The organism is Lysinibacillus sp. GW823-FHT06C08 (genome assembly GCF_058795135.1).
In genome coordinates, this window is the sequence record NZ_JBXAHN010000001.1 from 1,118,384 (window position 1) to 1,143,292 (window position 24,909).

The window sequence follows — 24,909 nt, forward strand, 5'->3', positions numbered from 1 at the left end:
AGTGATCAACTAATCCCTCATGTTTTTTTGCTGGTCGATTTAATATTTAAATTGATGGATTAAATCTTGCAATGTTTCGGCATTCGCTGTTAGCTGTGACGCTGCCTGATTAATATCATCCATTGATAGAAGATTCGTTTCAGCAATTTGTGTGACGATTTTTGATTGTTCACGTGCATCCATAGCAATTTCAGCCATAATTTGTGTTGAAGCATTCGCCTGTTCAATTCTTGCATACAGCTCTTCGGCAATGCCTGACACCTCTTGAATTTTGAGTGTCACAAGTGACACCTTTGTAGTAATATCTGCAAAAGCCTTGCTAGTTGTGTAGACCACCTCAGCGCTTGTAGTGGCCTCTTGTTTACTTTGCTGCATATACACCCGTGCTTCCTTAGACAGTTGTTGCATCGTGTGAATCGTCTCTGTAATTTCTGCTGCGGAGATTTTGGATTGTTCGGCAAGCTTCCGAACCTCTTCTGCAACCACTGCGAAGCCCTTGCCATGTTCGCCCGCACGAGCCGCCTCGATCGATGCATTGAGGGCTAATAAATTCGTTTGATCAGCGATGGCATGAATGACCTCCACAATCTCATCTATTTTATTGGCATGTGTATCAAGTGCTGCAATGGCTTCTGCACTTTCCTGAACGGCATTGGTCATAGCACGCATTTGAAACTGCATATTATGTGCGGCATCCTCACCATGCTTGGCCGTATAGAAGGCATCCGACGCATAGGAAGATACCTCACTATTAGTTTCTGTAACTAGTTGAATTCCACCTGCAATATCTTCCATCGCTTCGGCATTCTCATGAGCACTATGCTTTTGAGTACTTGCACCACTTGCAAGCTCCTGCATATTGGCTGTTAATTGCTCCGTTGTTGTCGTGGTGGAACCTGCCGTTGCAGATAATTCCAGTGAGGATGCAGACACTTGATTGGCTGTTGCATCTACTTGTTGCATCATACTACGTAAAGTTGCCAGCATGGCATTAAACGACTCTGCCACATGGCCGATTTCATCCTTTGATTGCACTAGTAGCTGCTGCGTTAAATCACCTTTCCCAGCAGAGATCGTTTCTAGCTGGATGTTTAATTGCTTTAAAGGTCTGACAATGCCACGAATAAAGAGCATACCTGCAATGACTGCAATAAGGGCTGAGATGACAGCGATAATTCCAGTCTTTAATAACATCTTTTGTGCGACTACATCAATATCAGCGGAAGGTACCCCAGCAAAGAACATGCCAATCGTTTCGCCGTTTTTATTTTTAATGGGCTCGTATTTTGTAAAATAGGGGTTGCCTAGCACTTCGGCAGTACCCGTGTACGTTTTCCCTTGCTGTAAAACAGTGTCAGCTACTTTTGGGTCGACCGTTGTTCCAATAGCACGTTGTCCATCTATGACAATATTTGTATTAATTCTCGTTTCTCCAGCGAAAATTGTAATGGCAGCCTGTGATAATTCTCCTAAAGTATCAATAAGTGCCGTTTCATTGGCTACGTTTACATTGCCTTTGTAAAGCTCACCATTTTTTAATTGCCATTCACCAGGTAATGTTTGGTCGAGGTTAAGTATACTTAAATCTAAAATTTGATGGAGCCTTGTATTGTACTCATCTCGTAATGTTTTTTTCATTTCGGTTGTGTTCATAAGACCTATAGCAATGAGTACAAATCCAATAATAACCACAATTAATAAGCTCATTTTCTTTTGCATACTTAGCTTTTTCATGAAATGTCCCTCCACATTCTCCGTAAAAAACCCTACTACCAATCGCCTAAATATTGATATAATTTGGGAAAAAATTTCTATTTTTTATTAGTATATAACTAGTGTGCCAGTTTGTATATTTATAAAATAAAATGATTGTTCATTTATCCCCTTTTCAAATTATCTGAAAAATGGTATTATATGTTTAACTATATTGAACGGAGGTGAAAAAGAATGAATAAAAACGCTACGGACACATGTATAAAAGTGGATACAGCTATGTATTTTGCACGTGTCATTACTTTCGATTTTGCGAACAACGGGATAGTTCTGTCCATTTTTAAGCAAAATCAAATAACTAACGTAGCGAATTAACCATTCTTTTTCACACATTTTAATGAGAAAAAGACTGCTTGTTAATGAGCAGTCTTTTTTGTGTTGTCAAGATGTTTTCGCGCGTTTCATTGGAGGAAAAAACGATGCAAATGAAAGCTGAGCAAATACAAAAAATTATGGGTGGCAATATATTATTTGAGAATTTACAACTGGAGGTAAATAGTGGGGAGCATGTTGCTATAGTTGGCGTAAATGGTAGTGGTAAAACAACTTTATTGCAGCTTCTATCGGGTGTAGATTTTCCCGATCGGGGACGTATCATAAAAAGTAAAGATGCCACAGTCGGCTATTTACATCAAATACCAAATTATCCGGGTCATTCAGTAAAGAAAGTGTTAGAAGAGGCATTTGCTGATATTTATGCATTAAAGGCTAGAATGACGATACTTGAGCAAGAGATGCAGTCAAACGTAACGGATAAAATTTTATGGCAATATGGGCAAGTACAGGAGCAATTCATGCTACAGGGGGGCTATGAGGTGGATGCCCAATTAGCGATGATTGCAAATGGGCTAGGTATTATGGAAATGTTGGCACAGCCATTTAGTAGTTTAAGTGGTGGAGAGAAGACGAAAGTAATGCTTGGGCAAATTTTATTGAGCCAGCCAGCTATTTTATTGTTAGATGAACCAACGAACCATCTTGATATGCAGGCAATCGAATGGCTTGAAAATTACGTACGCAGCTTTGAGGGAATTGTCATTGTCGTCTCTCATGACCGCCAATTTATGAATCAGATTGCACATAAAGTCATAGAAATTGAAGATGGAGAGGCCTTTACGTACACAGGTAATTACGATGCGTTTATAGCACAAAAAGAGGCAAAGATTGAACAGCAATTTGCTGATTATGAAGAGCAGCAGAAGAAAATTAAGAAAATGCAAGAAACGATTAAACGATTAAAACAATGGGCTAATGAAGCAAATCCACCAAACGCTTCTATGCATAGACGTGCGAAAAGTATGGAAAAAGCATTAGCACGTATCGAACGGGTGAAGAAGCCTATATCAAAAAAGAAAATGAATCTCGCTTTAACGATGGCTGAACGCAGCGGTAAAGAGGTAGTGCAATTACAAGACATTTACCACGGCTATGATAAGCCTTTATTGATAGACAGTAACCTAGCTGTCTACTTTGGAGAAAGACTAGCGATTGTTGGGAACAACGGTAGTGGTAAATCAACGTTATTAAAAATGATGTTAGGGGAAATCGTTCCTAATCGCGGTGTTTGCCATGTAGGTAGTAATGTGAAAATTGGTTATCTATCTCAGCAATTGGAACATAAAAATCCAGCTATCCGATTAATTGATGCGTTTCGTGAAAATGTAGCGGTGTCTGAGACCGAAGCACGCCATATTCTCGCACGATTTTTGTTCTATGGCTATGATGTCTTTAAAAAAGTGAAGAATTTAAGCGGTGGAGAAAAAATGCGCCTTCGGTTAGCTCAATTAATGCATGAGGATATTAATGTGCTCATTTTGGATGAACCAACGAACCATTTAGATATTGAAGCAAGAGAGGTATTGGAGGATACGCTAGAAACCTTTGAGGGAACCATTATTGGTGTGTCCCATGACCGCTACTTCTTACAAAAAATATTTACCAAAACAGCATGGCTAAAGGATCAAACTATTCATGTTTTTGAAGGAGATTATGAGTGGGCTAGACAAAAACTTGAGGAGCTCTGGAAAAAAATAGTAGTTGAAGTTGAAAATGAAGCGGCACCTAAAATACAATCTGTCAAAAAAGAGCTATCGATTGAGCAACAAATTGAAAAACTAGAGGTAAAACTAGAGGAACCTTCACTTGCTAAAGAGCAACGGCAAAAGCTCGAACAGCAAATAGAGGAATTATATGAAAAATGGATGGAAGAGGGAACGGAACATGCTTAATTTAGAACGCATTATGCAGCTTGATATAGATTATGTAAAGAGTTTTAGTGAAATGGAGGAATGTAAAGAAGGAGTTTTATTCTATAATAAGGCAATTCCGACCTATTATGATGCTAATCATGCACATGTTTGGCGAAAGATCGAAAAACCTGCTCAGTTTTTAGAAGATATAAAAACGTTCTATCAATCTAAGTCGCTTATCCCACGGCTGTATTTATATAATCTTGAGGATAATCAAGCGTGTATAGAGTCTTTAGAGATGCATGGCTTTCAATATGAGCAGTTCGTCAATGAAATTCAGTGCTGGAATGGTGAGTTTCGTCAACTCTCACCACATCCAGCGATCAAAATTGAACGGGTAACAGATGCAAATTTGAACGAAGCCTTGGCAGTGGAAATGAGCATTTCTGCTTTTGGAGATCCTGAATTAATTAAAATGGCCTTTGAGCAAGCGTATTATTCGCCAAGCTTTACGTACTATTTATTAAAACTTGATGGGGTGCCATGCTGTTCCGCAAATCTATTTGTGTCAGGAAATCAAGGAAGGATTGAGAGTGTAGCAACAATTGAAAGCCATCGAGGTCGTGGTTTAATCGGCTATATGTTGCAGCATATCCAACAGCAGTCAGTGAATCAGAAGCTTGAGCAGCTTTGGATATGGCCAATTAACGATCAAGTTGCTAAAGTCTATGATAGGTCTAACTTTAAATCGGTTGGATCCATTGCCTCCATTCATGCATTTACAGAAGGTAAAAGTATTCAAGATATACGACAAAATTCTTAATCTAACATATATAAAAACCCGCCAAATTCCTGTGAAATTTAGAATTTGGCGGGTTTTTTAGTATTGTACTTGCCAATTATGATTACATGTCGCTTGGACAATGGGCTGTTTTAACAGATAATCGGCAATTAGCTCGGTCATATCAATCTGAATCTCTTTCACAACAGGGCGATTTCTTAAAAAGTCAAAATTTCCTGCACCAGTCGCACGATAACTACTCATTACGACATCGAACTCTTCCTCCCTATTTATAGCTGCACCATGATATGAAAGTTTGGTAACACGTTCACCAATAGGCTTTGAAATATCCAAGATATACTCAATACCTTCCCACATATCATAATTATAAGGTTGCGCCTTCGGGAAAAGGAATGAATCCGCTACATGCAATTGACCTGCTGTTACCGTAAAATAGCTAGCGGATTGTTCAAGGGCAAGTAAAATGTCCTGTCCTGAGAGTCGAAGTACTTTTAATGTATTAGCGTAAATATAGTTTGTCACAATGTCACGCATCGTAACGGCTTGTTTGAAGCCACCTGGTTCATCATGAAAAAGAGCTGTACAGGAAATAGATGCCTCCGACACAGCCATTTGAATGCGGTTGATAAATTCAATATAGGGATGTTCCTGAATGCGCGCAAGAAATGGATCTTCAATTTGTAAATCTCCTTGGATCATGCCGATTGTTTCATCTAACCATGCTTCGGTTTTTTCAAAGGTTGGTGAGATGATCTGACAAACAGCATCATGAGGTTGCGTATGCTCTGAACTATAAATGAGCGATGGGGTATGACAAATCGATTGGATTTTTTGCTGATGATCCATGTCAATTTCTAGCTCTATTTTAGCGATACAAACGCCCTTCGTCCCAGGTTGAACGACTGATTTTCCCATAATGGTTGTGCTAATTTCACGATGTTGGTGGCCAGAAATAATAATGTCTACTTCTTCTATTTCAGCACACATACGGTATCCTTGATTTTCTCCATCCTCAGCTTCAAGTAGTTCTCCTGATTCAAGATCTCTCTCGAATCCACCGTGATAACATAAAACTAGAACGTCAATTTGTTCATTAGCACGAATCCATTTTGCCCAGTAGCTAGCACTTGAAAAGGCATCTTCAAAATGAAGTCCTTCAATGTGAAGAGGTTCCTCCCACTTAGTGACAAAATGTGTTGTCACACCTAAAATGGCTATTTTAATGCCATCTATTTCTTTAATGATATATGGCTTTGTAAATGGTCTCCCATCCTTGGTCACGATATTGGCGCCTAGCCAAGGGAAATGTGATTGGTGAATCACCGATTGTAACGTCTGAAGTCCATAATTAAATTCATGATTACCGAATACGATGGCATCATATTGAAGCTCATTGGCCACCTGAATCAAAGGATTCCGTTCCTGCGTATGAAATTTTTGATGATAAAAGGTCATGGGACTGCCCTGAATAAAGTCACCATTATCAATTAAGATGGTTGGCATTTCAAGCCTTTTTTCTTCAATAATTGTTGCAAGCTTGGCTAACCCAAGCGCTTCATTTCGATCATGTCGAAAGGTTGTGGGCATGATATAGCCATGAATATCACTGGTTGCAAGTATTTGTATCGTTTTCGTAGACATAATAGATCCTCCGATCATTAGTATATCCATAGTATATAAAGTAATTTCGTAGGAAGTTAGCTTATTTACACTATCAAAATATTATTTTACCAAGTAGAAACATTAATTTACGCGCTATTAACACTAGGAAAATATTTACTGTATATACTGAAAAAGCATTTCAAAAAGGGAGGATAACATTTTGAAGAAACTACTATTTTTCACGTTAACATGCATGCTTACTGTGTTCCTAATGGCATGTGGAAATGAAGCTTCGGACACATCTAAAGATAATAAAACGACAGATGTGGCTGCAGAGGCAAGTGGCAATGAGTCTATAGATAATTTATCGATTGGCTTTGTACCTTCTCGTAATCCAGATGAAATTATTACGGCAACCGAACCTTTAAAAGGTTTGTTAAAGGACGAGCTTGCGAAACTAGGTTTTGATGTAGGTGAAATTGATATTACCGTTGGAACTAATTTTGAAGCAGTAGGGGAAGCCTTGTCTGCAGGTACTACAGATATTGGCTTAATACCTGGAGGGACTTATGTGTTATATGATGATGGCGCAGAAGTAATTTTAACTGCTACACGTGCTGGATTAAATAATGATTCTGATAACCCAGTGGAGTGGAATAACAATAAACCAACAGCACCAACGACAACACAGGCTACATCATATAGGGCTATTTTAGTGGCAGGTCCATCTGAAAAAGGTAAAGCATTAGCAGCGAAAGTGAACAATGGTGAGAAATTAACGTTTGAAGATTTAAATAATGTCACGTGGAATGTTATGTCCTCTTCTTCACCAGCAGGCTATATTTACCCTACATTATGGTTACATGAGAATTTCGATAAAACCATTCCTGATTTAGCGAAGGTTGTTCAAGCTGATTCTTATGGGAATGCCTTTGGACGTTTAGCTGCTGGACAAACAGATGTCTTGGTCACTTATGCAGATGCACGTCGTGATTATGAGGAAAGCTGGCAAGGAGATTTCGGACGCACTGCTTCCATTTGGGATGAGACGGATTTAATCGGGGTAATGCCTGCCATTTATAACGACACTATTAGTGTAAGTAAAAATTCCAAGGTCATGACTGACGACCTGAAGAAGGCAATTCAGCAGGCCTTCATGAATATTGGTAACACAGATCAAGGTAAGGAAGTAATTGCTATCTATAGTCATGAAGGCTATCAGGAGGCAAAAGACAGTGACTATGACAACGAGCGTAAGGCACAGGAATTAGTGCAAAACCTCGGTTCGAAATAAGGGAATGAAGAATCTGCGTGGCCTGCGGTTTACTCGCAGAAAGCAGATTCTTCTTTTATATTTTCTAGATAGGGAGCGGTTCAATGATTGAGTTTAAAGAGGTAGAAAAACGTTATCCGAATGGCTTTCTTGCCTTAAATCACATTAATCTACAAATTGAGCAGGGCGAATTCGTGGCCATCATCGGTTTGTCCGGTGCTGGAAAATCAACATTATTACGCTGTATTAATAAAATGCACGACATTACTGAAGGTACATTGCGTGTCAATGAAGTCAATGTGCAGCATCTGAAGGGCAAGGGCATCCGTAATTTACGCAGAAATATTGGCATGATTTTTCAATCTTTTAATCTTGTGACACGTGTGTCGGTCTTGAAAAACGTGCTCGTATCCTTTGTGCCGAATATGCCAGTATGGCGAAAAGTTTTAGGCATATTTACGCAAGAAGAAAAGCGACAAGCATTAATGGCACTCGATCAAGTCGGTATTTTGGATAAGGCGTATGTCCGTGTCGACCAATTATCCGGGGGGCAACAACAGCGTGTGGCATTAGCTCGTACACTTGCACAAAATCCGCAAATTATTTTGGCGGACGAGCCTGTTGCGTCACTTGACCCTGTAACAGCTAAACAAGTGATGGACGATTTTAAACGAATTAATAAACAGTTCAACATGACCATAATTATTAATATTCACCATGTTGACTTGGCATTAGCCTATGCGACACGCGTTATTGGTGTACGGAGCGGTGAAATTGTATTTGATGGGCAGGCAAGTGAAATAACGGAGGAAACGCTTGCCTTCATTTATAACACTACGAACCAAGGGAGAGGCGAAACAGAACATGTCATGGAAGATGCGATCACCGAAAAAAATAGTTTTGCCTAATGGAAAAGAAGTGCTGGAGAAACGCTCATTCCTGCCTGTGTTGTGGCTATTAATAGTTGTACTACTTTTTCTTTCAATTCGTATTACGGGCTTTAGCATAGAGGTGCTTGTCCATCGAATTCAAGAGTTCTTTGTCATCCTACAGCAGATGATTCCACCTAATTGGGACTACTTATCAAAGCTATGGCAGCCGCTATTTGATACGATTAAAATGTCCTTATTTGGCTCTGTAGCAGGTGCTTTAGTTGCGTTACCTATTGCCATACTTGCTGCCACTACTATCACGAAATATAAAGGAATCGCCATGGTAGCTAAATTTATGTTAAGTCTACTACGAACGTTGCCTACTTTGATTGTTGCCTTAATAGCGACGTTTATTTTTGGGCTTGGAACGATGGCTGGTACAGTGGCGATTTTTTTATTTACTATAGCGTATGTAGGGAAACTATTATATGAACAAATAGAAAATGCCAATATGGGGGCATATGAGGCAATGCATTCAATGGGCCTCACAACAATTCAAGCATTTCGTTATGCGATTATGCCGCAAATTTTACCCAATTATCTCTCCACCTCGTTATTTTGCTTTGAGGGAAATGTTCGTTATGCGTCGATTTTAGGGTATGTAGGTGCAGGAGGAATTGGGTTACTTCTGAATGAAAGTTTGGGATGGCGAAGCTATGAGAATGTGGGGATGATCCTTCTCATGCTGGTTTGTACGGTTTTTCTAATTGAAACAACAAGCGAATATTTCCGCAAAAAATTAATGTAGAGGTGATGTAATGAATGCTATCGACAAGCAATTACAACTACAACCAAATCGACGCATGTCATACATCATGACAATGATCATACTTAGTTTATTATTTATTTGGTCTGTAACCGCCATTCATTTCGAGAATGTTTCGGCAAGTGGTACGAAAATTGCAAAAAATATCTTCGTAGGCTTGCTGAATCCTGATTGGTCATTAATAATGAATGTGACAACTGAAGGTATACCCTATTTATTAATCGAAACAATGGCCATAGCGTTTCTAGGTACTATTGTAGGGGCATTGCTAGCGATCCCTCTAGCCTTTTTATCCGCTTCTACTATTGTACCAAAGCCTGTTGCATTTATTGTTCGCTTTCTATTAATTATTATTAGAACCATACCTGCCATCGTCTATGGACTAATGTTCATTCGTGTAACAGGCCCTGGACCATTTGCAGGTGTATTGACTATGTCTTTAACGTCTATCGGAATGCTGTCAAAGCTATATGTGGATGTTATTGAGGACTTAGATAAAAGTATACTAGAGTCGATGGAGGCTATTGGTTGTACGTTAATGGAAAAAATTCGTTTTGGTATATGGCCACAGCTAACGGCGTTATTTACATCTATTGTCATTTATCGCTTTGATATGAATTTGCGAGATGCAACTGTACTCGGTTTAGTGGGAGCAGGAGGCATCGGTGCACCCCTAATTTTCGCTATGAATTCGTACAAATGGTCAGAGGTAGGTGCCATCTTATTAGGGCTTGTTGTTCTTATTTTACTGGTGGAGTATGTTTCAAATCGTGCACGTACTAAACTGGTTAAAGGATAAAATTTTTAGAAGGTAATAGTTAGTAAAATTCCTGAATAGTATCGACTATTCAGGAATTTTGATTTATTCTTATAAAAGAGGAATTTTCATTGATTATAAGTTTTTTACTTGAAAAAATACCGTATTCGATTTATTGTCTTTAGAGATACTTGTTTATGGACTTGGAGGATATGGAATGCACGGAATTTATATACGCTATAATGTCTCAAAAGAAACTTCAGCAGCAAAATGGCCCAAAAAAATGGATGCATTTGCTTATGTTCAACGAGAAAAACCACAACAAGATAATGACAACTTGCTGTCACCAGAAGAGCTAAAAAACCATGCAATTCGTTATATTAAAAGCTTAAAAGACAATGCAAGTGAACATTTAGTAGAGCAACGTAACGGCGAAATAGAGCATTTTGATCGTCGCTATATGGAGTCCTTAAAATTAAAGGAAAGCATTGATTCACAGCTGATTAATCTAGAAGAAATCCGTTTATTGCTGCAACTAATGAATGTTTTAAATTTATCGCATGCCTTCGGAGAAAATGCTGGAAAGCTCCTACGTCAAATTACACCATATGCAAAAGAGGTAGAGCATCCAACATTCCAAACTACTCGTGTGGAGCGCCATTTTTATTCAGAATTAATCGAACCAATAGAAGTCATTTACACACGCATTATGCGTCAGCACAATCCATCAACTACAGAAATGCAACATTCAGAGAAGCTCTGGACAACAGTCTGTGAGCAAGCAATAGAGAAGGTAGAAACCCGAATTGAACGCTTATCTTCTATCAAATTAAAACATGAAAACAATTTATTAGAGTTTAATCATTTAAAACAACAAAATATCGAGGCAAAGGAACGCCTAGATTTAGCCGTTCATGAATTGGATGAGATTTTAAATGTACTAGAATCTTAAAAAAGCATGTCAGCCGATTGAAATTTCAGTCGGTGACATGCTTTTTATAGTATAGACAGATAATAATGAGCAGGCCTATGAGTGTACTCTTTATTTTTTCTCAGGCTGATCGCGTTTAGATTGGCGCGAAATACGTAATAAATCCAACCCAAGCAATACAATAATGATATAAAACAGTGGGCTAGTAAACGACAAACCAATTTGTGACTGACCACCAAGCAATGTTAGTACAATCCATAATCCAACTGTATACAGAGTCAAACCAACATAGGCCTTCTTAGACATTTTTTTATATTGACCTTTATCTAAGGCTAGCTGTATGATCACTAGCACGACTAATATGAGAAGAATTATCTTTTTAGTCAAGATCGATGCAATCGTTGTGTCAGGGAAGAAATCATTTACAAATAATAATGTGAAAAATACTAGAATAAAGAAATTTAAGATCGTCGAGAGCTTCATGCTATATCTCCTTAGTTGCCAGAATCCTTTCTATTGTAACATGGTTCTATTAGATGGGAATGAATTTATGTTATATGGAAGAGAATTTTATGTATAAGGTATGAAAAAATTATTTTTTATTGAATGAATCATTGTATCTTTTAAGCATTGTGGCAAATTGCTCGCGCGTTAAGAAATTTTGAGGATTAGAGCCATCTGTTATACCTTTATTTTTTAACCATTCCCAAGCAGAATGATGTATTTTAGCGGGTTTCCGAGTTGGAATAATAGCCTGTTTCGTTTTTAAAGCTTCCTCCAGTTCGTTAATTTTAGTAAGTAACTCTGTATATTGTGACATCGTCAGCTCTCCTTTGTTATTAATAATAGTATTAGCTTCGTTTGCTAGAGAAATATATGTCATAGGATCAATTGCATTTGGCTGACCTATAGCCCATTTTCCGTTATGTATTTCAAAATGTAGATGGATACCGAATGCTCTACCGCTGTTCCCCATCATGCCAATTTGTTGACCTTGCTTCACACTTTGACCAACACGAACACAATAAGAATCTAAATGTGCATAATTTGTTTCATAGGCTTTACCATTAACAATATGTTTAATCATTACTACTTTCCCATAGCTACTTAACACCTGGGCGCGACTAATTATCCCAGCAGCACTAGCATAAATGGGAACTTTTCCTGTTGAAGCAAGATCGATGCCTTGATGCCACTCATTGCCATATCCGATATTTCTCCATCCAAATTTACTTGTTAACCTTGCATTTTTAACCGGGCAAATAAAATCTAGCATTATAGATCATCTCGTTTCGGTTTTTTATATCTTAGAGCCCGTGATGAATCACTTAGGCTAGCGGTAGTGGGATCTAAAACGGCATTATATGTACTTACAGCCATTAAGGCGATTACATATGGATTTGAAGCGGCGTTGACAAGTAAGGTCCTTACACTAGACCAGGTGGTTAAATCGGCTCCTGTAATCCCATAGTAGGCAAATAGGGGGGTAATAATAGATAATCCGACTGTAATCCAAAACTGAGGATTATTTATACGTACTTTCCAATTGATTTTCATAAATATCCATTCCTTTCTTACAAGCCTAATATTTTCAAAATTAGAGCTCCAATTATCACAGTGGGGATGAGAATCCACCAGTGTAGATATTGTTTGATCATGTCGCTAATTGATAGATTGTCTTTAGCAGTTTCCTGTTTCAAATCATCTTCAATGCTGTCAACACGCTTTCCAATATCTTTAACATCCTCTTGCAATTCAACTTGAGACATATTTAATTTTGTTAAATTCATATTGATGTTGTTAAAAGTCTTATCCATTCTATTTAATTGTATTTGCTGATGTTTATTCATTTCTTGCTGTTGTTCAGATACTAATGTTAAGCGATATAATAACTCATGATTACCTTCTAATTTTGAAATTCGGTTTTCCTGATTCTTAATTTCAACTTCTGCACTAGCTAATCTTTCACCAAATTTTTCATTTTGCACGTAATCACCAACTTTTGTAAAATAGAAAAGGATAGATGTAGTTATCCATCTATCCTTTAAAAATATAGACTGAGTACCCTCAGTCATTTAATAGTTCTATCTCTTCAAAAATTTCACAAAATCGATCATAGAGAACAGCCTTATTTCCCGTAAATTCTAAATCACAGTTTAAAATGATACTTTGTAAAATTGTAAGCATTTCAATTTTATCTGCCGTTTCTTCCATAATAAAATCCTCATTCATCATTAACATAATTTGCATTTGTGCTTCTTTTTCAGCTTCTTCACATTGAAATAGTACAATCTCTTCTTCTTTGTTATGTATTTCTTTCGTTTCAGTAACGATTTCCCCATTCTCATCTTTTAAAGCGTAATCGTTAATAAGTTGTTGCCTTTCTACCTTTAAGAGCTCTATTTGATCTTCCAGTAATTTAATAAACCTAGTTCGCATTCTAGATTCTTTGCCCTTAAGAATTAGATTGAAAAGGAATGATTGTAATTCTCCAATTTCATAGTTTTTTATTATCATAGTTAATATTCTCCATTTCTTTTACAGTATAAATGCGTAGCCTGATACTGAACCATTAACAGTAATGATTGTTAGTTTATTATTTACCATTAAGATACGAGGCTCAATAATAGTCGGAACTTCCTGGTCAGCCCATGTTGGAATGGTAATCTCTGTTTGAACAAATCTTCTGTTCACTGAAATTTCAGTATAAACTTGAGATACCTTTTTAATATCAATTACAGTATCGACTTGGCTAACAGCTTTTACGGTAAGTTCACTAAAAATATCTTGAATGAACTTAACGAATATTTCGGTATCTTTTTCGGATTTCTCATAAAGCTGTACGGCAATAGATACATTGATAGAAGGCTTAGAAACAATGATTACAGTGAAAACATCTGACTTAATATTAGGCTCAATTTCTACCAAAATGTCATTTCTATGTTTAATTTCAATTTCTGTTTCTATTTTTGGTTTTGAGACATGAACTACGGCAAAAAGATTACTATCTTTACCAACCCTAGGCGTGATTTCTGTTGCTATTTTATCCTTTGCTACAAAAAGTTCTGTATAAACAATAGATGTCCAAATATTATTAATTTCAATTTCTGTGTAAACTTCATTTTTGTCATGGAATGGTACAGAAATTTCAGCATGGATAGAAGGCCGTGTTACCGAAACAGTTGTATCCCAAGAACTAGTGTCAATTCGGGCGCAGTTGATTTGAGCTAAAGTAAAGGGGGTATTAATCGTAACTTCAGCAAATATTTCTCTATTAAGTGGTCTTCTGGCACTAATTTCAATCAAAATTTCGTCTTCATCACGAATCGAAGAAATGATCTCAGTCTCAACATATGGCTTGGTGACGGTGATTTCAGCTTGTGCTTCGAAATCTAAAGGAACTTCTGGTCTGTGAACATAGATTTCAGTATCTAACTTATCGAAACTGAAAATGGAATCAACAGTGACCTCAGTAAACCATTCGGAATGCTTTCTTTTGTAGACAAAGATTTCAGTAAGTTGCTGGCTTCTTCCTTGAGAAAATATTCTTGAATCGAAATATTTTACAATTAATTCAGGTGGAGAAGAAGTTTCCCTTGTATTGAAAATTGTCTGTCCAAAAGCAGTTTCATTGGATAAACGAATAATAAAACCATTATTATTTTTTTCAAGAGAAACCCAAGATTCAACAATTTCAAGTACATCAAATTCGATGTATCTTTGATCCCTATTAACCGTGAATTTATCTGCAATTAAATCTATAGGGATTGGCCGATTCAGGTGAGTAAGGCTAGTTTCGTACCACTCGCTACTAGCATTTAGTATTTCTAGTTTAAGGTTTTCAGGAGCTTCACCTTTATAGTATAGGCGTAAATTGGATTCTTTTAGCACATAAGAAGGATGAATAGAAGATAAGTCAAATTGCACAAACGAACGCCAAATATCATCCTTACTGCGACCAACAACCATAGAAGAATTGTTGCCATAGTTGATTGTTTGGTAAGCTGCTTCCTCTCTTGTGAAAGCATCTTGGGTAGGATTGTACACATCTGTAACGATAGGCGGTTGTTGAACTTCATAAATGGCATACATTCTATTATGTGGTGGCACTTCAATTTCTGCTTCTAAGAAATTGTAACCAATAGGCTGAATCTCCGTATAAACATCTGAGTTCCCACGATACATGATGTTTAAATAGGTATCTTTATTACTAGCGTCTAAAGCACGAGAAATAAGCTCAGTTAGTACTTTACTTTCACTTAAAGGTCTAGCTATAATCTCAACATCTTGCTCTATTTTCCCTACAGCAATTAGTTTGTATGTTGCTTTAAAACTGTTGTGAGGACTTACTTCAATTTCAGTATATACTTCAAAGGATTTATCAAAGGGTATTGTATTCTCAGTTACTATTTCATTTCTATGAGAGGAAATGTCTGTTTCTAATCCAAAATCTTGATCCTCCATAATCTCACTTCCTTATCACATTGTATTGTGATTAGGCTTTGTCTGCTCTCACGATAATGTCGAATGAACCGTTAACGTCAGGCGTTGAACCTAATTCAGATTTTAGTCGAATGAAAAATGGAATTTCTTCATTGTTTTTTAACACACCACCTATTCTTAAATCAGGTTGAGGTGTAAAAGGGGATGAGCTTGTACTAAATTCACAAGTCATTCCTGTAGGGAAATTTGCTGTATTAGCATACAAGTGAATATCTTTAATATCATAGCCATATTGGTTTTTAAGGAATACTTCATGTTCAATTGTAGTTTGGCCGGCAATAATGATACCAAAATCAAGATATTTAAGGACTTCACCGATTTCACTAGAGAAGTATTGGCCATAAACATCTTTGAACATAAGACCTGTATAGGTTCCCATGAATTGAGTAGACCAATAATCAGTAGTACCAAAGAAATCTTGGAACTCTACTTTAAGTGTGTTCCAATTATCAATCCTAATGTCTTTACTACCAATCGCTAACTCAATATTTTGAGGGGATTCACCTAGTTTAGTAAAACTTCCATCTGAAGGGTAGTAGTAACCATTGTTTAGTAATACACGATATTGAACACGCGTTAAATCATCATCACTTAACACAGCCTTAAGAACATTTGTGTCAAAAGAAATGTCAATTTTAGCAGTAGTGTTTAAGATGTATAGACTTGAGTTTTCAATAATTGTCGTATCACGAGGGAGATAGTCTTCGAACGAGATTTCTTCGACAATTGTTTTGATTGTGTCACGAGGGTTGTCTGTAATAAACATACCAATATTAATGTGGTCACTTGTCCATGTCCGCCATTGCATATCAGTGATATTGTTTAAGTCTTTGTAAGTCATGCCTGTTAACATGATTTTTTGTGGACTTGAAGCATCAGCAACAACGAATTTCTTTTCTTTTTTGTCCCATACATACCATTTATCAGGTGTTTCTCTACCAACAAAGTAACGAGCTGCATCACGATAGGATTGTGAAATATCATTGACAAATACATCATCTAAAGAACCATACAAACGTTTAGGGTTAACTAGTTTAACGAATTGAGGTTGTGGGATTGCTTTCATATCAAGCACTCGTTTAGCAGTATCAGAACCTTCATCTGTCCATGTCACTACTTCAAAATCACCTTCAAGTTCATCTAAAGGCGACCAATTAGCTTCAAGGATTAAATCAGCATTTGTTACAGTTTCATCATCTGTGTAATAAAGAACCTCAACATTTTCACCAAATTCATCATAAATATCAAAAGGCTCAACATTAGTCGATACAACAATATCATCATTAGACTCTGTATAAATGGCCACTGTAGGTAGTTCACCAATATAGTCATAGATACTATATGGATCAACGCCTGTTTCTACAGCGATTTTAGAAGTGTCTGAATCAGTGTAGTAAATCGCTTGAGCTGAATCACCTAGTAAATCTTGTGCTTTAAAACTATTTTTATTTAATACAACAGAAGTGAATTGCTTATCTTCAAAATCAGACCACATGATTACTGACTTATTTCCTGATAGCTCTTTCCATTGTTTTTCTGTAATATGGTTTAGATTGTTCATACCATATTGGATAAAGTTTTCTTCTGTTGGTGTTGTTGATTTCCATGTAGTACCATCATGATATTTGTAATCACCATTATGTTGAATTAAATATTTATCAGGAATAGGGGAAATTACTCTGTCGTAAATTTCAATTGAGTCTAGCTGACCATTGAAGAACTGACCTGTTTGTAAGTCAGGATAATTGCCCAATATAAAATTACGTGTGCTTGTAGTAACTTCTAGCCCTGTTGATGTAGTTTTATTAGCAGGATTTGTCATATCATCAACATATATCTTTGCACCGTCAACAGATGCATCTCCTGTCCAAGTAAATAAAATATCATGCCATTTATTATCATTCGGTATCATTGCACCAAAGTTAATTAGAGCTCCTGTAGCCTGAGATACACTAAATCCTATTGCTCCATTATTTCTTAGTAAGACATTGAATGAGTCTTGCCCATTATAGCCATTTGCCATAACCCAAGAGTAATTTGTTGGTAACGCCCCTAATTTTATTTTGAATCTTATGCTTTTTTTACCCAATGGTATAAAAGAAGGTGGAAAAGAAACGCTTTGGTTAGTTCCATTAAATGACAATGCAGAACCTTTACCATTCCACCCATCTATTCTTGTGGGTGCATTAGTTAATGTTCCTGTATATCCACTAATAGAATCCATAGCATTACCACTAGGTTCATCAAAACCGATTAAAGATTTACCATACTTACTTAAATTATCTTTTGTATTAGCCATTGTATTGACCTCCAATATTTTTCCATATTAAAAGGACAACCAAATTAATAGTTGTCCTCAATCATTGCTGTTTTAAAATCACCACTAATAGGAATTGTAAACATTCTACCTTTTCCTAATGGTGTTCTGTTATTAGTTACAAGCTCATATTCAGTTGTAGGCTTAGTGAAATCAATTGGTGGTCTATCGACTGCTGAGTCAATCTCTCTAACTACACCACCTTGAGCTAACATCATATATTCTACTGTGTTAGGAATCTCTTTCACACGAGTTGAAGTAGGGGATAAAACAAGGTTTTTATTGTTTGTTGTTTTGACTACAAAGCGTTTTTGTTCGAAGTCAGAAGGGGAGAGAGCTTTATTGTAGATTTGTAAATCATCTAGTTGACCTGCAAACCACCCATTTAATAGATTAGACAGTCTTCCTATGGCTAAGTTAAAAGTACTACCGTTGTTAGGGCGCTCTGCTCTGACCACTCCTGCTAACTCTTGATTGATGTACATAGAAGCTAGAGAGCCTGCCTTTCCATTCCAAGACAGCATAACGTCATACCAAACTTGCGGTGTTATCTTATTTGACGAATTTAACACGAAGCTCGGTTGATTCGCTTCATTGTAGAAATTCCATCTTAAAGTATCGCCTGTTATCTTACAGAAATTAAAGCCTTTCTGAGTATTGGCATTGTTATGCGTTGCAAACACATATTCTGTATTATTATTTTGATTTATCTTAATTTTAAATTTAAACGTTAACTCTCCTAATAGGTTAGAGCCAAAATTCATAGATACAGAATTACTTGTACCGTTGAAAAATAAAGAATTACCATCACCATTCCATCCAACTGTTCTAGTTGCTGTTACATCTATGCCAACATAACTACCCAATCCTAATTTATCGTATACATTACCACTATCTTCATCAAAACCAAACCATGCGACACCATACTGTGTCATTAGTTGCTCTGTTGTTGCCATATTAACTCACCTCTCTATTGACATTTCCATAAACTAACTCTGTAACCATAGGTTGTTTATTAGGAGCGCTTACTTGTGTAATGACTATCATATAATATTGATACTCTATTGTATTGTCGAAAGTATACACCTTAGTTTCATTAGATATTGATTGACTCCATACCTCATTGGTAACATTTAATAGGGTAGTCCAAGTACCTGTGTTATCATTGGTAGCTTGTATTTGAAAGTCTTTTGGAGATGTCGTGTATTCTAAAGCAGTCAAACGAATACAGTCAAACATTTTTTTAAAACCAAAATTAAGAGCTAGTGTACCGTTTCTATTAGCTATAGAAGCTGACCAAGAACTTTGATTATCTATTGGCATGACATTTCCATCAAATGCCTTCCAAGCCGAAAAAGTAGCACTCTGCTCGGAACTAGCAAAAGCTACTAAGGGAGAAGGAGCGTTATTAGCAGTCATTCTGGTGTTATACCAATTGTATAAAGGCTTAAAATCCATGTTCTTTGCAAACTCTTTAATACTCAAAGTGTTAATTACTCCAATATCGTGTGTAAACACTTTACCACTCGCACCATCAACAGGTGTGTCGTTAAAGTATTTATGCTTATCAAAAGGCACATCTAATTGAATATACTTACCTTGTTCTAAACCATATTCAATAATGCTTTCAGTTGTGTTATCAGGAAGGTGTATAAGAGTGTTGTCTGAAAGGGAATAGAGTTCATCTGTGCTTGCACTTTTGATTGTTAATTTTTTTTCTGTTTTTACACTTTTTCCATCAAATAGTTGCAGTCTACCTACTGTACTAACTGTTGAAGAATACCCATTATTTGATAGTATTTTTATCCTAAAGTAAGAAAAAGACACCTTTTCTTTAAGTTGAAATATTTTTTCCTCTCCTTTTGAAACCCAAACTACATTTCTTTGAGAATCAATTTTTGTGTAGACAAAGCCATCATTTGAGCCTTCTAACTCCCAATCTCTTACCATAGCAGTTAAATCATTGCCATCAAGATTTCTGCTTGAGATTGAATATCCACCAATTTCACTAGTGCTATCAAACTTGTATCCTAAATAGTGAGGATAGGCAATTTGAGAGGAAGTCCATGATTGAGCTAGGTTGCTAGTAAATGCGTAAAAACTAAAATAACTAGCGCTTAAAATTCCACTCGAAAAAGCTTGCCCACTAGGGGCTGTATCTGAGGTCATTATGGGTATTATGTTATTAAATGCACTCATATTATCATCCCTTTCATCTAATTTATTTCCAAAAAAAAATCAGCACTAATTAAAACTAATGCTGAGTGGTTTTTTATCTAATTGTTTTGTCCAAAGACCTTCTTCATGTTTTGAATAATCACCTTGTAAAATGTATTTTTCATTAAAAATAGGTATATTTATATTGTTTATAATATTTTTTCCATACTTAACATAATTGCTTACTGACAAGGCAGGAACTTCAAATAGAGTTGCTTTTTGATAAGAAAATAGAATCTCTCCTATTGCTACATAAGAATAGCCATTGTTATCTAATACTTGTATTCTATAATATCTGTATGATTTCTCATTTTTAAACTCGAATCTTCTAGTTTCTACTTGCGCCCAATCAATTTGATTTCTAATTTGTGCAAGTGTATCAAAATTAACGTTATCATTAGAGCCAAGTATATTAAAATCTTTAACATTATCTGTAAGAACCGTTGAGTTTCGACCAGTTATCTCTAAAACATTTACAATCTTTGGGGAAGATACACCATAGTCAATCTGTATCCAACCGGTTTTTAGGCTTCCTGCTCCAATCCAAGTGTTGTTTAAATTGCCATCAAAAGCTCTATATGCTTCATATCCTGACCCATATTGTCCACTAGCAGATGCTACTAATGGAGAAGGTGCATTATTAGAAGTCATTTTTGTTTCGTGGATTGTACTGATTGACTCTAGTGAATATGTTTTATTATTTGCCCTAAGTAGAGTTAAACCTAAAGCCCAAGAATAAGTCCAAGAATAAGAGCCTGCATAGACACCAATATTTAAAGTTAGTTCATTATAGTTTGTAATGTGATAACTTGAGTCAAAAGTAACTTTGTTATAAATGTTTTTCCTAGTTCCTTCATTATAGAATGTGAAATTAGTGACACAGTTTTCGATAGTAAACCCTGAGCCTGAATAACTTCCTACAAAGTTCGCCTTAATATCAAATACGCAATTAGTAAATTTTGTAGTAGAAGTTGCATTATTTGAATAGGTGAAGTTTGGAGTTAGGCTATCAATTTTAAATAAGCAATTTACAAGCTCTCCTTTTACAGCTCCACCACCAATACCACAGATAGAATTTTGATAGTTGTTACCATTTCTATTGCCTATTTTAAAATCAAAAGTAATGTTGTATACTTTTGTTTCTGAGTTTTTAAACATAATACAATGTGTATCTCTACCACTATGTTTTGTGCCATCACATAGAAAAATAGTTTTTTCTTTTAGTCCAAAAAAATAAATCTCTTTATTATCATCCCAAAGACCACCTGAGTCAAAATCACCTGCAATTCTAGTAACATCATGAGTACCTGCTTTTGCAAAAATAGCGTCACCTTTTAATGAACACCTAGATATGGCGTGGTTGACTGTTAGCAAAGGAGATTTGTTACTACCATCGTTTGAATCTGAGCCATTTAAGGAATCTACATAATAGATATTGTTGAATGTAAAATCTTTTTTATTGTTTCTAATAGTTGGCATTTATTTCACCTCGGTTCTTATGCTTCTAATATCAAAATATTTTTTTAAGTCAATAGTTTTGCTGAACACCTTGCCAACTTCTCCTGACACTAAAATGTCATTTCTTTGTATCATTGGGAATGGTTCTAATTGTGTTAAAGTTCTATTTAGTAAGGGAAATAAAGAATCAATACCTTTCTCGATAAATTGATTTGAAGTAGGGACAGTAGTAGATATTGTAGACCAAAAAGCAGGTGTGTTAGGAGTAGCCATTTCATACATTTCAAATGAACTAACTAATGTATAGTAATTATGGTAGCTTAATCCGAATTTAAGCTTATATATTAAATACTCATTTTTATTATTGAATTGATAAGTTTCTTTAGTACTTCTATTAGGATGGTTGTCAACAGATAGAAGACTATCATAGTTTAAACCATCATTACTGCCCAATAGGGTAAATTCTTTTATTCCATATGCACTTCCTGTAATTATAAGAGAATCTAATGCAATCTTATTTATTATTTTTGGAGAGTCAAATTCATACTGAAGCCATGATGGATTGCTTGCACTAGAGCCGTTATCATACCAATATGTTGAACTATCCTTATCAAATGCTTGCCATGCAGGATTATAAGCACCCCTAGCAGTAACCTTTCCTAATGGGCTAGTGTCGCTTGTCATTTTGGGAACAACATCAATTTTTGGGTCTTTACCTAGTATCTTTGGATTGAATTTTTTATATTCACCTTCATGTAAAATAAATGATTTATTCGGTAGTTCTCCCATCATTTCCATTCTGCTTAGATGGATATAGCTACCCCAACTGTTTTTGAGATTTATTCTGTACTTTTTATAATAATAACTATTTTTTATTTCATATTCTCTTTTATCGGTGTTTGTCCATTGTGGTTGATTATCTCTAGTGTCCAAAACTATCCATTGTGTTCCATCCCAAGCATCGAATGTCCAACTCTTAGGGCTTCTTTCGTACAACCAACTGTGTGTTCTTAGTGTGTATTTTACAATCCTCTCAGGTTTTTCAAACTCATATGAAACCCATATGCCTTTTGAGCTTGCCGAACTGAACTGACCTGTGCCAAACAGATGATATGGTTCATAGTTGTATCCACCATATACCAAATAAGCATCTCCGCCATAATCTACTTTTCCAAAAGGGGTAGTATAGCTTGTCATTAAGGGTATCAAATTCTCAGTGTATCTTTTTTCCATTAATTATCTACCACCATTACATTTAGTCTATCTATTCTTTGCCATTGGCTACGGGTGATTTTCTTTCTGTGTAAACTCCCTGTGTCTGACCAAGTTGAATCTACTTGTTTATCAAGAACGTAATCTCGTTTAAGGCTTAATGAAGTTGTTCCATCTTCATAGAAATCTAGTTCTCCTACACCTGCATAATCACCGCCATTTATCTCAGAAAACTTAATTCTGTAGGCAATATAATTAGCCCTTATTGATATTGGTACTTCATATACTTTATCAGTGTACCCTGTAGTCCAAACCTGATTAGTTTGTTTATCTAAGTCAACCCAAGTTCCATTAGTGCCATTTGTTGTGTCAGTTGAGCCTTGAAGAACCCATGATTTAATCATTGTTGACAAAACATTGCAACTTCTAATTTTGTATTTAGAAGCTACTACACCCCTTTTAATAAAATAAAAGCCTAAGAACCCTGTTTTAACTCCATTAGCAGAACAATATCCTTCACTTCTATCTACTTTGTCAAATGCATACCATGAGTCATAATTAACGCTATATCTTGTTTCAGCAAATGCAAAGCCTTCTGTTGACGAAGTGTTTGATGTTAATTTAGGAACAACATATCCACCTATTTTTACTTCCTTTTCTTCAAGAAATTCATTGATATTAAAGTCTCTCTTAGCAATAAAGAATAAGTCAGTTACAAACCCTGCAAACAGGTCAATCCTTACCTGAATAAACTGTTTAGTAGCAGATTGAATAGTTCCATCTTCCGCAATAGCAACCCAATCAGACCAATCATAATTGTTTGATGAAACTCTTGTTAACACAGCGAAAGAGCTTGCACCATTTATTTTGCTGTCTGTAAATACTTTCTCGAAATCTTGAAAAATATCTCCTAGATTAATAACGTCAGAAGTCCACGAGCCTTGCTCTACATAGATAGGTTTTCCTTCACCATCTACATCAATATCCACTAACTCTAAAAAACCTGTGTCTTTGTTGATCTTTGTTTTATCATGTGTTCCGGAGACACCAATAGATAAACCTATTTTTTTCTTCTCTGTATTACCACCTATAAGAGCCATATGAGTATTTTCCTTTCTTAATTGTTGAGTATGATTATATGGTCATCTTGTCTATCGCCAGTATCAATAGATTCGATGCCACCCATAAAAGTAACAAAACTCCCACTTATGTTTGTATATGATTTATCTAAGAACAACACCAATAGTTTTTTATTTTTTGGTGCTTTCATTTCTCCAATTTTGGCGTTTAAACCGTTTTTGACAAGGGCGTCTATTAGCTTGTTTAGTGAATGTTTTCCTGTTTCTATTGTGTAAACTTTTTCATTTGAAGACTCAAATAAAGATAGCTTGTTATTAGAGGTTGTTATTTCTAAGGAATCATTTTTATCGGGAAGATGTAACCAAAATCGTTTCATCATGTATTTCCTCGCTTTCTATTATTTGATTGTCCAATTAATTTGACCTGCTCGATTGGCTTCTAAAGGGGCATAGAAGCGTTCCACCTCAATCCCTCTTGTTTTGAATACCAAATGACCGTCCATTGTTTTATTGGAAGTTAGCTTAACTTCAATGAACGCACTCTTATTAAAGGGAATTGAGACAATAGGCTGAAAGAATAATTGAACATCATCTTTCCTGTAAGTTGTTTTATAGCCAAAATTAATGGACTTTATATCTGAGCGTTGTACAGCACCCTGTACACCATTGAAGTCCGAGTAGGCTTCTTTATATGTAATAAGGTCTTTGTCTGCAAAATTTGTTGTTAAATGAAACGTTTTTCCGTTTTCATCAATATACTCGATTTCAATTCTTTTACCACTTAGGTTAAAAGAGCCATCGGTCATTTCGAAGAAAAATTTCATTCCTTGACCAAACAAACCAAAACGTATGACCTGATTTCTCTGAATTAAATAATAATCATTTTTCTTATGCGTGAGTAGGTCATACTCAGCATAGTTTTTACCATTTACATAATCAGCATTCCAATTAAAAGGAATGCCGATTGCTTGAGCATTTTCTGAGCTTGAGAATAACATTTTTATCATCTCCTTCATTGCATTGAAGTTTTTCTTTTAATAAATCCATAAAAAAAGGGTAGGGGAGAAATCCCCTTACCCTTTAGAATAATTATTTTAT

At 36.0% G+C, this 24,909-nt stretch carries 24 protein-coding genes; 8 read left to right on the forward strand and 16 right to left on the reverse strand.

Annotated features, from left to right (window positions below; genetic code table 11):
• Positions 1-39: 39 nt before the first annotated feature.
• Positions 40-1,734, reverse strand: a complete 1,695-nt coding sequence (locus AC1Q6O_RS05230; RefSeq protein WP_239354351.1) for a methyl-accepting chemotaxis protein — start codon at positions 1,732-1,734, stop codon at positions 40-42.
• A gap of 213 nt (positions 1,735-1,947) precedes the next feature.
• Between AC1Q6O_RS05230 and AC1Q6O_RS05235 the strand changes: the two genes are divergently transcribed.
• From AC1Q6O_RS05235 to AC1Q6O_RS05245, 3 genes are all read left to right on the forward strand, one after another.
• Positions 1,948-2,088, forward strand: coding sequence for an RAxF-45 family protein (locus AC1Q6O_RS05235; RefSeq protein ID WP_239354355.1), 141 nt, complete (start codon positions 1,948-1,950; stop codon positions 2,086-2,088).
• A gap of 104 nt (positions 2,089-2,192) precedes the next feature.
• A complete protein-coding gene (gene abc-f, locus AC1Q6O_RS05240; protein ID WP_492400977.1) occupies positions 2,193-4,001 on the forward strand; it encodes a ribosomal protection-like ABC-F family protein in 1,809 nt (602 codons plus the stop codon).
• A complete protein-coding gene (locus AC1Q6O_RS05245) occupies positions 3,994-4,785 on the forward strand; it encodes a GNAT family N-acetyltransferase (RefSeq protein WP_492400978.1) in 792 nt (263 codons plus the stop codon). Before abc-f ends, AC1Q6O_RS05245 begins: the two co-directional genes overlap by 8 nt.
• 57 nt (positions 4,786-4,842) lie before the next feature.
• Here the strand turns inward: AC1Q6O_RS05245 and AC1Q6O_RS05250 are convergent, their stop codons facing one another.
• Positions 4,843-6,435, reverse strand: coding sequence for a bifunctional metallophosphatase/5'-nucleotidase (locus AC1Q6O_RS05250; RefSeq protein ID WP_089986640.1), 1,593 nt, complete (start codon positions 6,433-6,435; stop codon positions 4,843-4,845).
• 151 nt (positions 6,436-6,586) lie between these two features.
• Here AC1Q6O_RS05250 and AC1Q6O_RS05255 point away from each other — a divergent pair, with 151 nt between their 5' ends.
• The 5 genes from AC1Q6O_RS05255 (at position 6,587) to AC1Q6O_RS05275 (ending at position 11,046) form a co-directional block, all read left to right on the forward strand.
• Entirely contained in the window at positions 6,587-7,660 is a 1,074-nt protein-coding gene (locus AC1Q6O_RS05255) for a PhnD/SsuA/transferrin family substrate-binding protein (protein WP_237068753.1), read from the forward strand.
• Between the two features lie 83 nt (positions 7,661-7,743).
• Complete coding sequence (gene phnC / locus AC1Q6O_RS05260) at positions 7,744-8,547, forward strand: phosphonate ABC transporter ATP-binding protein (RefSeq protein WP_008174314.1); 804 nt, start codon at positions 7,744-7,746, stop codon at positions 8,545-8,547.
• On the forward strand, positions 8,504-9,319 hold the full coding sequence (phnE, locus tag AC1Q6O_RS05265) for a phosphonate ABC transporter, permease protein PhnE (RefSeq protein WP_164908685.1): 816 nt from the start codon (positions 8,504-8,506) through the stop codon (positions 9,317-9,319). The genes phnC and phnE (AC1Q6O_RS05265) overlap by 44 nt, the downstream gene beginning before the upstream one ends.
• Before the next feature lie 10 nt (positions 9,320-9,329).
• Positions 9,330-10,136 carry a phosphonate ABC transporter, permease protein PhnE gene (gene phnE / locus AC1Q6O_RS05270; RefSeq protein ID WP_096363930.1) on the forward strand — a complete coding sequence of 269 codons (807 nt, stop codon included), beginning with the start codon at positions 9,330-9,332 and terminating at the stop codon, positions 10,134-10,136.
• 175 nt (positions 10,137-10,311) lie between these two features.
• Positions 10,312-11,046: a hypothetical protein gene (locus AC1Q6O_RS05275; protein WP_043989737.1), complete on the forward strand. Its 735-nt coding sequence runs from the start codon at positions 10,312-10,314 to the stop codon at positions 11,044-11,046.
• A 90-nt stretch (positions 11,047-11,136) separates the two neighbouring features.
• Here the strand turns inward: AC1Q6O_RS05275 and AC1Q6O_RS05280 are convergent, their stop codons facing one another.
• From AC1Q6O_RS05280 to AC1Q6O_RS05345, 14 genes are all read right to left on the reverse strand, one after another.
• Positions 11,137-11,508 (reverse strand): hypothetical protein, encoded by a 372-nt coding sequence (locus tag AC1Q6O_RS05280; RefSeq protein ID WP_008174304.1) that lies wholly within the window; start codon positions 11,506-11,508, stop codon positions 11,137-11,139.
• A gap of 109 nt (positions 11,509-11,617) precedes the next feature.
• Complete coding sequence (locus AC1Q6O_RS05285) at positions 11,618-12,301, reverse strand: M23 family metallopeptidase (RefSeq protein WP_492400979.1); 684 nt, start codon at positions 12,299-12,301, stop codon at positions 11,618-11,620.
• On the reverse strand, positions 12,301-12,582 hold the full coding sequence (locus AC1Q6O_RS05290; RefSeq protein ID WP_170844154.1) for a phage holin: 282 nt from the start codon (positions 12,580-12,582) through the stop codon (positions 12,301-12,303). Before AC1Q6O_RS05290 ends, AC1Q6O_RS05285 begins: the two co-directional genes overlap by 1 nt.
• Positions 12,583-12,599: 17 nt before the next feature.
• The gene (locus tag AC1Q6O_RS05295) at positions 12,600-13,100 is read right to left on the reverse strand and encodes a hypothetical protein (RefSeq protein ID WP_089986637.1); all 501 of its coding nucleotides are present in this window, start codon (positions 13,098-13,100) and stop codon (positions 12,600-12,602) included.
• Complete coding sequence (locus AC1Q6O_RS05300) at positions 13,093-13,542, reverse strand: hypothetical protein (protein ID WP_089986636.1); 450 nt, start codon at positions 13,540-13,542, stop codon at positions 13,093-13,095. The genes AC1Q6O_RS05295 and AC1Q6O_RS05300 overlap by 8 nt, the downstream gene beginning before the upstream one ends.
• Positions 13,543-13,563: 21 nt before the next feature.
• Entirely contained in the window at positions 13,564-15,489 is a 1,926-nt protein-coding gene (locus AC1Q6O_RS05305) for a DNRLRE domain-containing protein (RefSeq protein WP_492400980.1), read from the reverse strand.
• 31 nt (positions 15,490-15,520) lie between these two features.
• Complete coding sequence (locus AC1Q6O_RS05310; protein ID WP_492400981.1) at positions 15,521-17,827, reverse strand: LamG domain-containing protein; 2,307 nt, start codon at positions 17,825-17,827, stop codon at positions 15,521-15,523.
• Positions 17,828-17,871: 44 nt separating this feature from the next.
• Positions 17,872-18,801, reverse strand: coding sequence for a LamG domain-containing protein (locus AC1Q6O_RS05315; RefSeq protein ID WP_492400982.1), 930 nt, complete (start codon positions 18,799-18,801; stop codon positions 17,872-17,874).
• A 1-nt stretch (position 18,802) separates the two neighbouring features.
• The gene (locus AC1Q6O_RS05320) at positions 18,803-20,014 is read right to left on the reverse strand and encodes a discoidin domain-containing protein (protein ID WP_492400983.1); all 1,212 of its coding nucleotides are present in this window, start codon (positions 20,012-20,014) and stop codon (positions 18,803-18,805) included.
• Positions 20,015-20,089: 75 nt separating this feature from the next.
• Positions 20,090-21,541 carry a discoidin domain-containing protein gene (locus AC1Q6O_RS05325; protein WP_492400984.1) on the reverse strand — a complete coding sequence of 484 codons (1,452 nt, stop codon included), beginning with the start codon at positions 21,539-21,541 and terminating at the stop codon, positions 20,090-20,092.
• Positions 21,542-22,753, reverse strand: a complete 1,212-nt coding sequence (locus AC1Q6O_RS05330; protein WP_492400985.1) for a discoidin domain-containing protein — start codon at positions 22,751-22,753, stop codon at positions 21,542-21,544.
• On the reverse strand, positions 22,753-23,832 hold the full coding sequence (locus tag AC1Q6O_RS05335; protein ID WP_342532379.1) for a hypothetical protein: 1,080 nt from the start codon (positions 23,830-23,832) through the stop codon (positions 22,753-22,755). The genes AC1Q6O_RS05330 and AC1Q6O_RS05335 overlap by 1 nt, the downstream gene beginning before the upstream one ends.
• A gap of 17 nt (positions 23,833-23,849) precedes the next feature.
• Complete coding sequence (locus AC1Q6O_RS05340) at positions 23,850-24,191, reverse strand: hypothetical protein (RefSeq protein WP_171365208.1); 342 nt, start codon at positions 24,189-24,191, stop codon at positions 23,850-23,852.
• Positions 24,192-24,209: 18 nt separating this feature from the next.
• Entirely contained in the window at positions 24,210-24,809 is a 600-nt protein-coding gene (locus tag AC1Q6O_RS05345) for a hypothetical protein (RefSeq protein WP_036124504.1), read from the reverse strand.
• Between the last annotated feature and the right edge of the window lie 100 nt (positions 24,810-24,909).

Coding starts and splice junctions, on each gene's coding strand:
- AC1Q6O_RS05230 (WP_239354351.1), bottom strand. CDS start 1,734: ATGAAAAAGCTAAGTATGCAAAAGAAAATGAGCTTATTAATTGTGGTT.
- AC1Q6O_RS05235 (WP_239354355.1), top strand. CDS start 1,948: ATGAATAAAAACGCTACGGACACATGTATAAAAGTGGATACAGCTATG.
- abc-f (WP_492400977.1), top strand. CDS start 2,193: ATGCAAATGAAAGCTGAGCAAATACAAAAAATTATGGGTGGCAATATA.
- AC1Q6O_RS05245 (WP_492400978.1), top strand. CDS start 3,994: ATGCTTAATTTAGAACGCATTATGCAGCTTGATATAGATTATGTAAAG.
- AC1Q6O_RS05250 (WP_089986640.1), bottom strand. CDS start 6,435: ATGGATATACTAATGATCGGAGGATCTATTATGTCTACGAAAACGATA.
- phnC (WP_008174314.1), top strand. CDS start 7,744: ATGATTGAGTTTAAAGAGGTAGAAAAACGTTATCCGAATGGCTTTCTT.
- phnE (WP_164908685.1), top strand. CDS start 8,504: ATGTCATGGAAGATGCGATCACCGAAAAAAATAGTTTTGCCTAATGGA.
- phnE (WP_096363930.1), top strand. CDS start 9,330: ATGAATGCTATCGACAAGCAATTACAACTACAACCAAATCGACGCATG.
- AC1Q6O_RS05275 (WP_043989737.1), top strand. CDS start 10,312: ATGCACGGAATTTATATACGCTATAATGTCTCAAAAGAAACTTCAGCA.
- AC1Q6O_RS05280 (WP_008174304.1), bottom strand. CDS start 11,508: ATGAAGCTCTCGACGATCTTAAATTTCTTTATTCTAGTATTTTTCACA.
- AC1Q6O_RS05285 (WP_492400979.1), bottom strand. CDS start 12,301: ATGCTAGATTTTATTTGCCCGGTTAAAAATGCAAGGTTAACAAGTAAA.
- AC1Q6O_RS05290 (WP_170844154.1), bottom strand. CDS start 12,582: ATGAAAATCAATTGGAAAGTACGTATAAATAATCCTCAGTTTTGGATT.
- AC1Q6O_RS05295 (WP_089986637.1), bottom strand. CDS start 13,100: ATGACTGAGGGTACTCAGTCTATATTTTTAAAGGATAGATGGATAACT.
- AC1Q6O_RS05300 (WP_089986636.1), bottom strand. CDS start 13,542: ATGATAATAAAAAACTATGAAATTGGAGAATTACAATCATTCCTTTTC.
- AC1Q6O_RS05305 (WP_492400980.1), bottom strand. CDS start 15,489: ATGGAGGATCAAGATTTTGGATTAGAAACAGACATTTCCTCTCATAGA.
- AC1Q6O_RS05310 (WP_492400981.1), bottom strand. CDS start 17,827: ATGGCTAATACAAAAGATAATTTAAGTAAGTATGGTAAATCTTTAATC.
- AC1Q6O_RS05315 (WP_492400982.1), bottom strand. CDS start 18,801: ATGGCAACAACAGAGCAACTAATGACACAGTATGGTGTCGCATGGTTT.
- AC1Q6O_RS05320 (WP_492400983.1), bottom strand. CDS start 20,014: ATGACCTCAGATACAGCCCCTAGTGGGCAAGCTTTTTCGAGTGGAATT.
- AC1Q6O_RS05325 (WP_492400984.1), bottom strand. CDS start 21,541: ATGCCAACTATTAGAAACAATAAAAAAGATTTTACATTCAACAATATC.
- AC1Q6O_RS05330 (WP_492400985.1), bottom strand. CDS start 22,753: ATGGAAAAAAGATACACTGAGAATTTGATACCCTTAATGACAAGCTAT.
- AC1Q6O_RS05335 (WP_342532379.1), bottom strand. CDS start 23,832: ATGGCTCTTATAGGTGGTAATACAGAGAAGAAAAAAATAGGTTTATCT.
- AC1Q6O_RS05340 (WP_171365208.1), bottom strand. CDS start 24,191: ATGATGAAACGATTTTGGTTACATCTTCCCGATAAAAATGATTCCTTA.
- AC1Q6O_RS05345 (WP_036124504.1), bottom strand. CDS start 24,809: ATGTTATTCTCAAGCTCAGAAAATGCTCAAGCAATCGGCATTCCTTTT.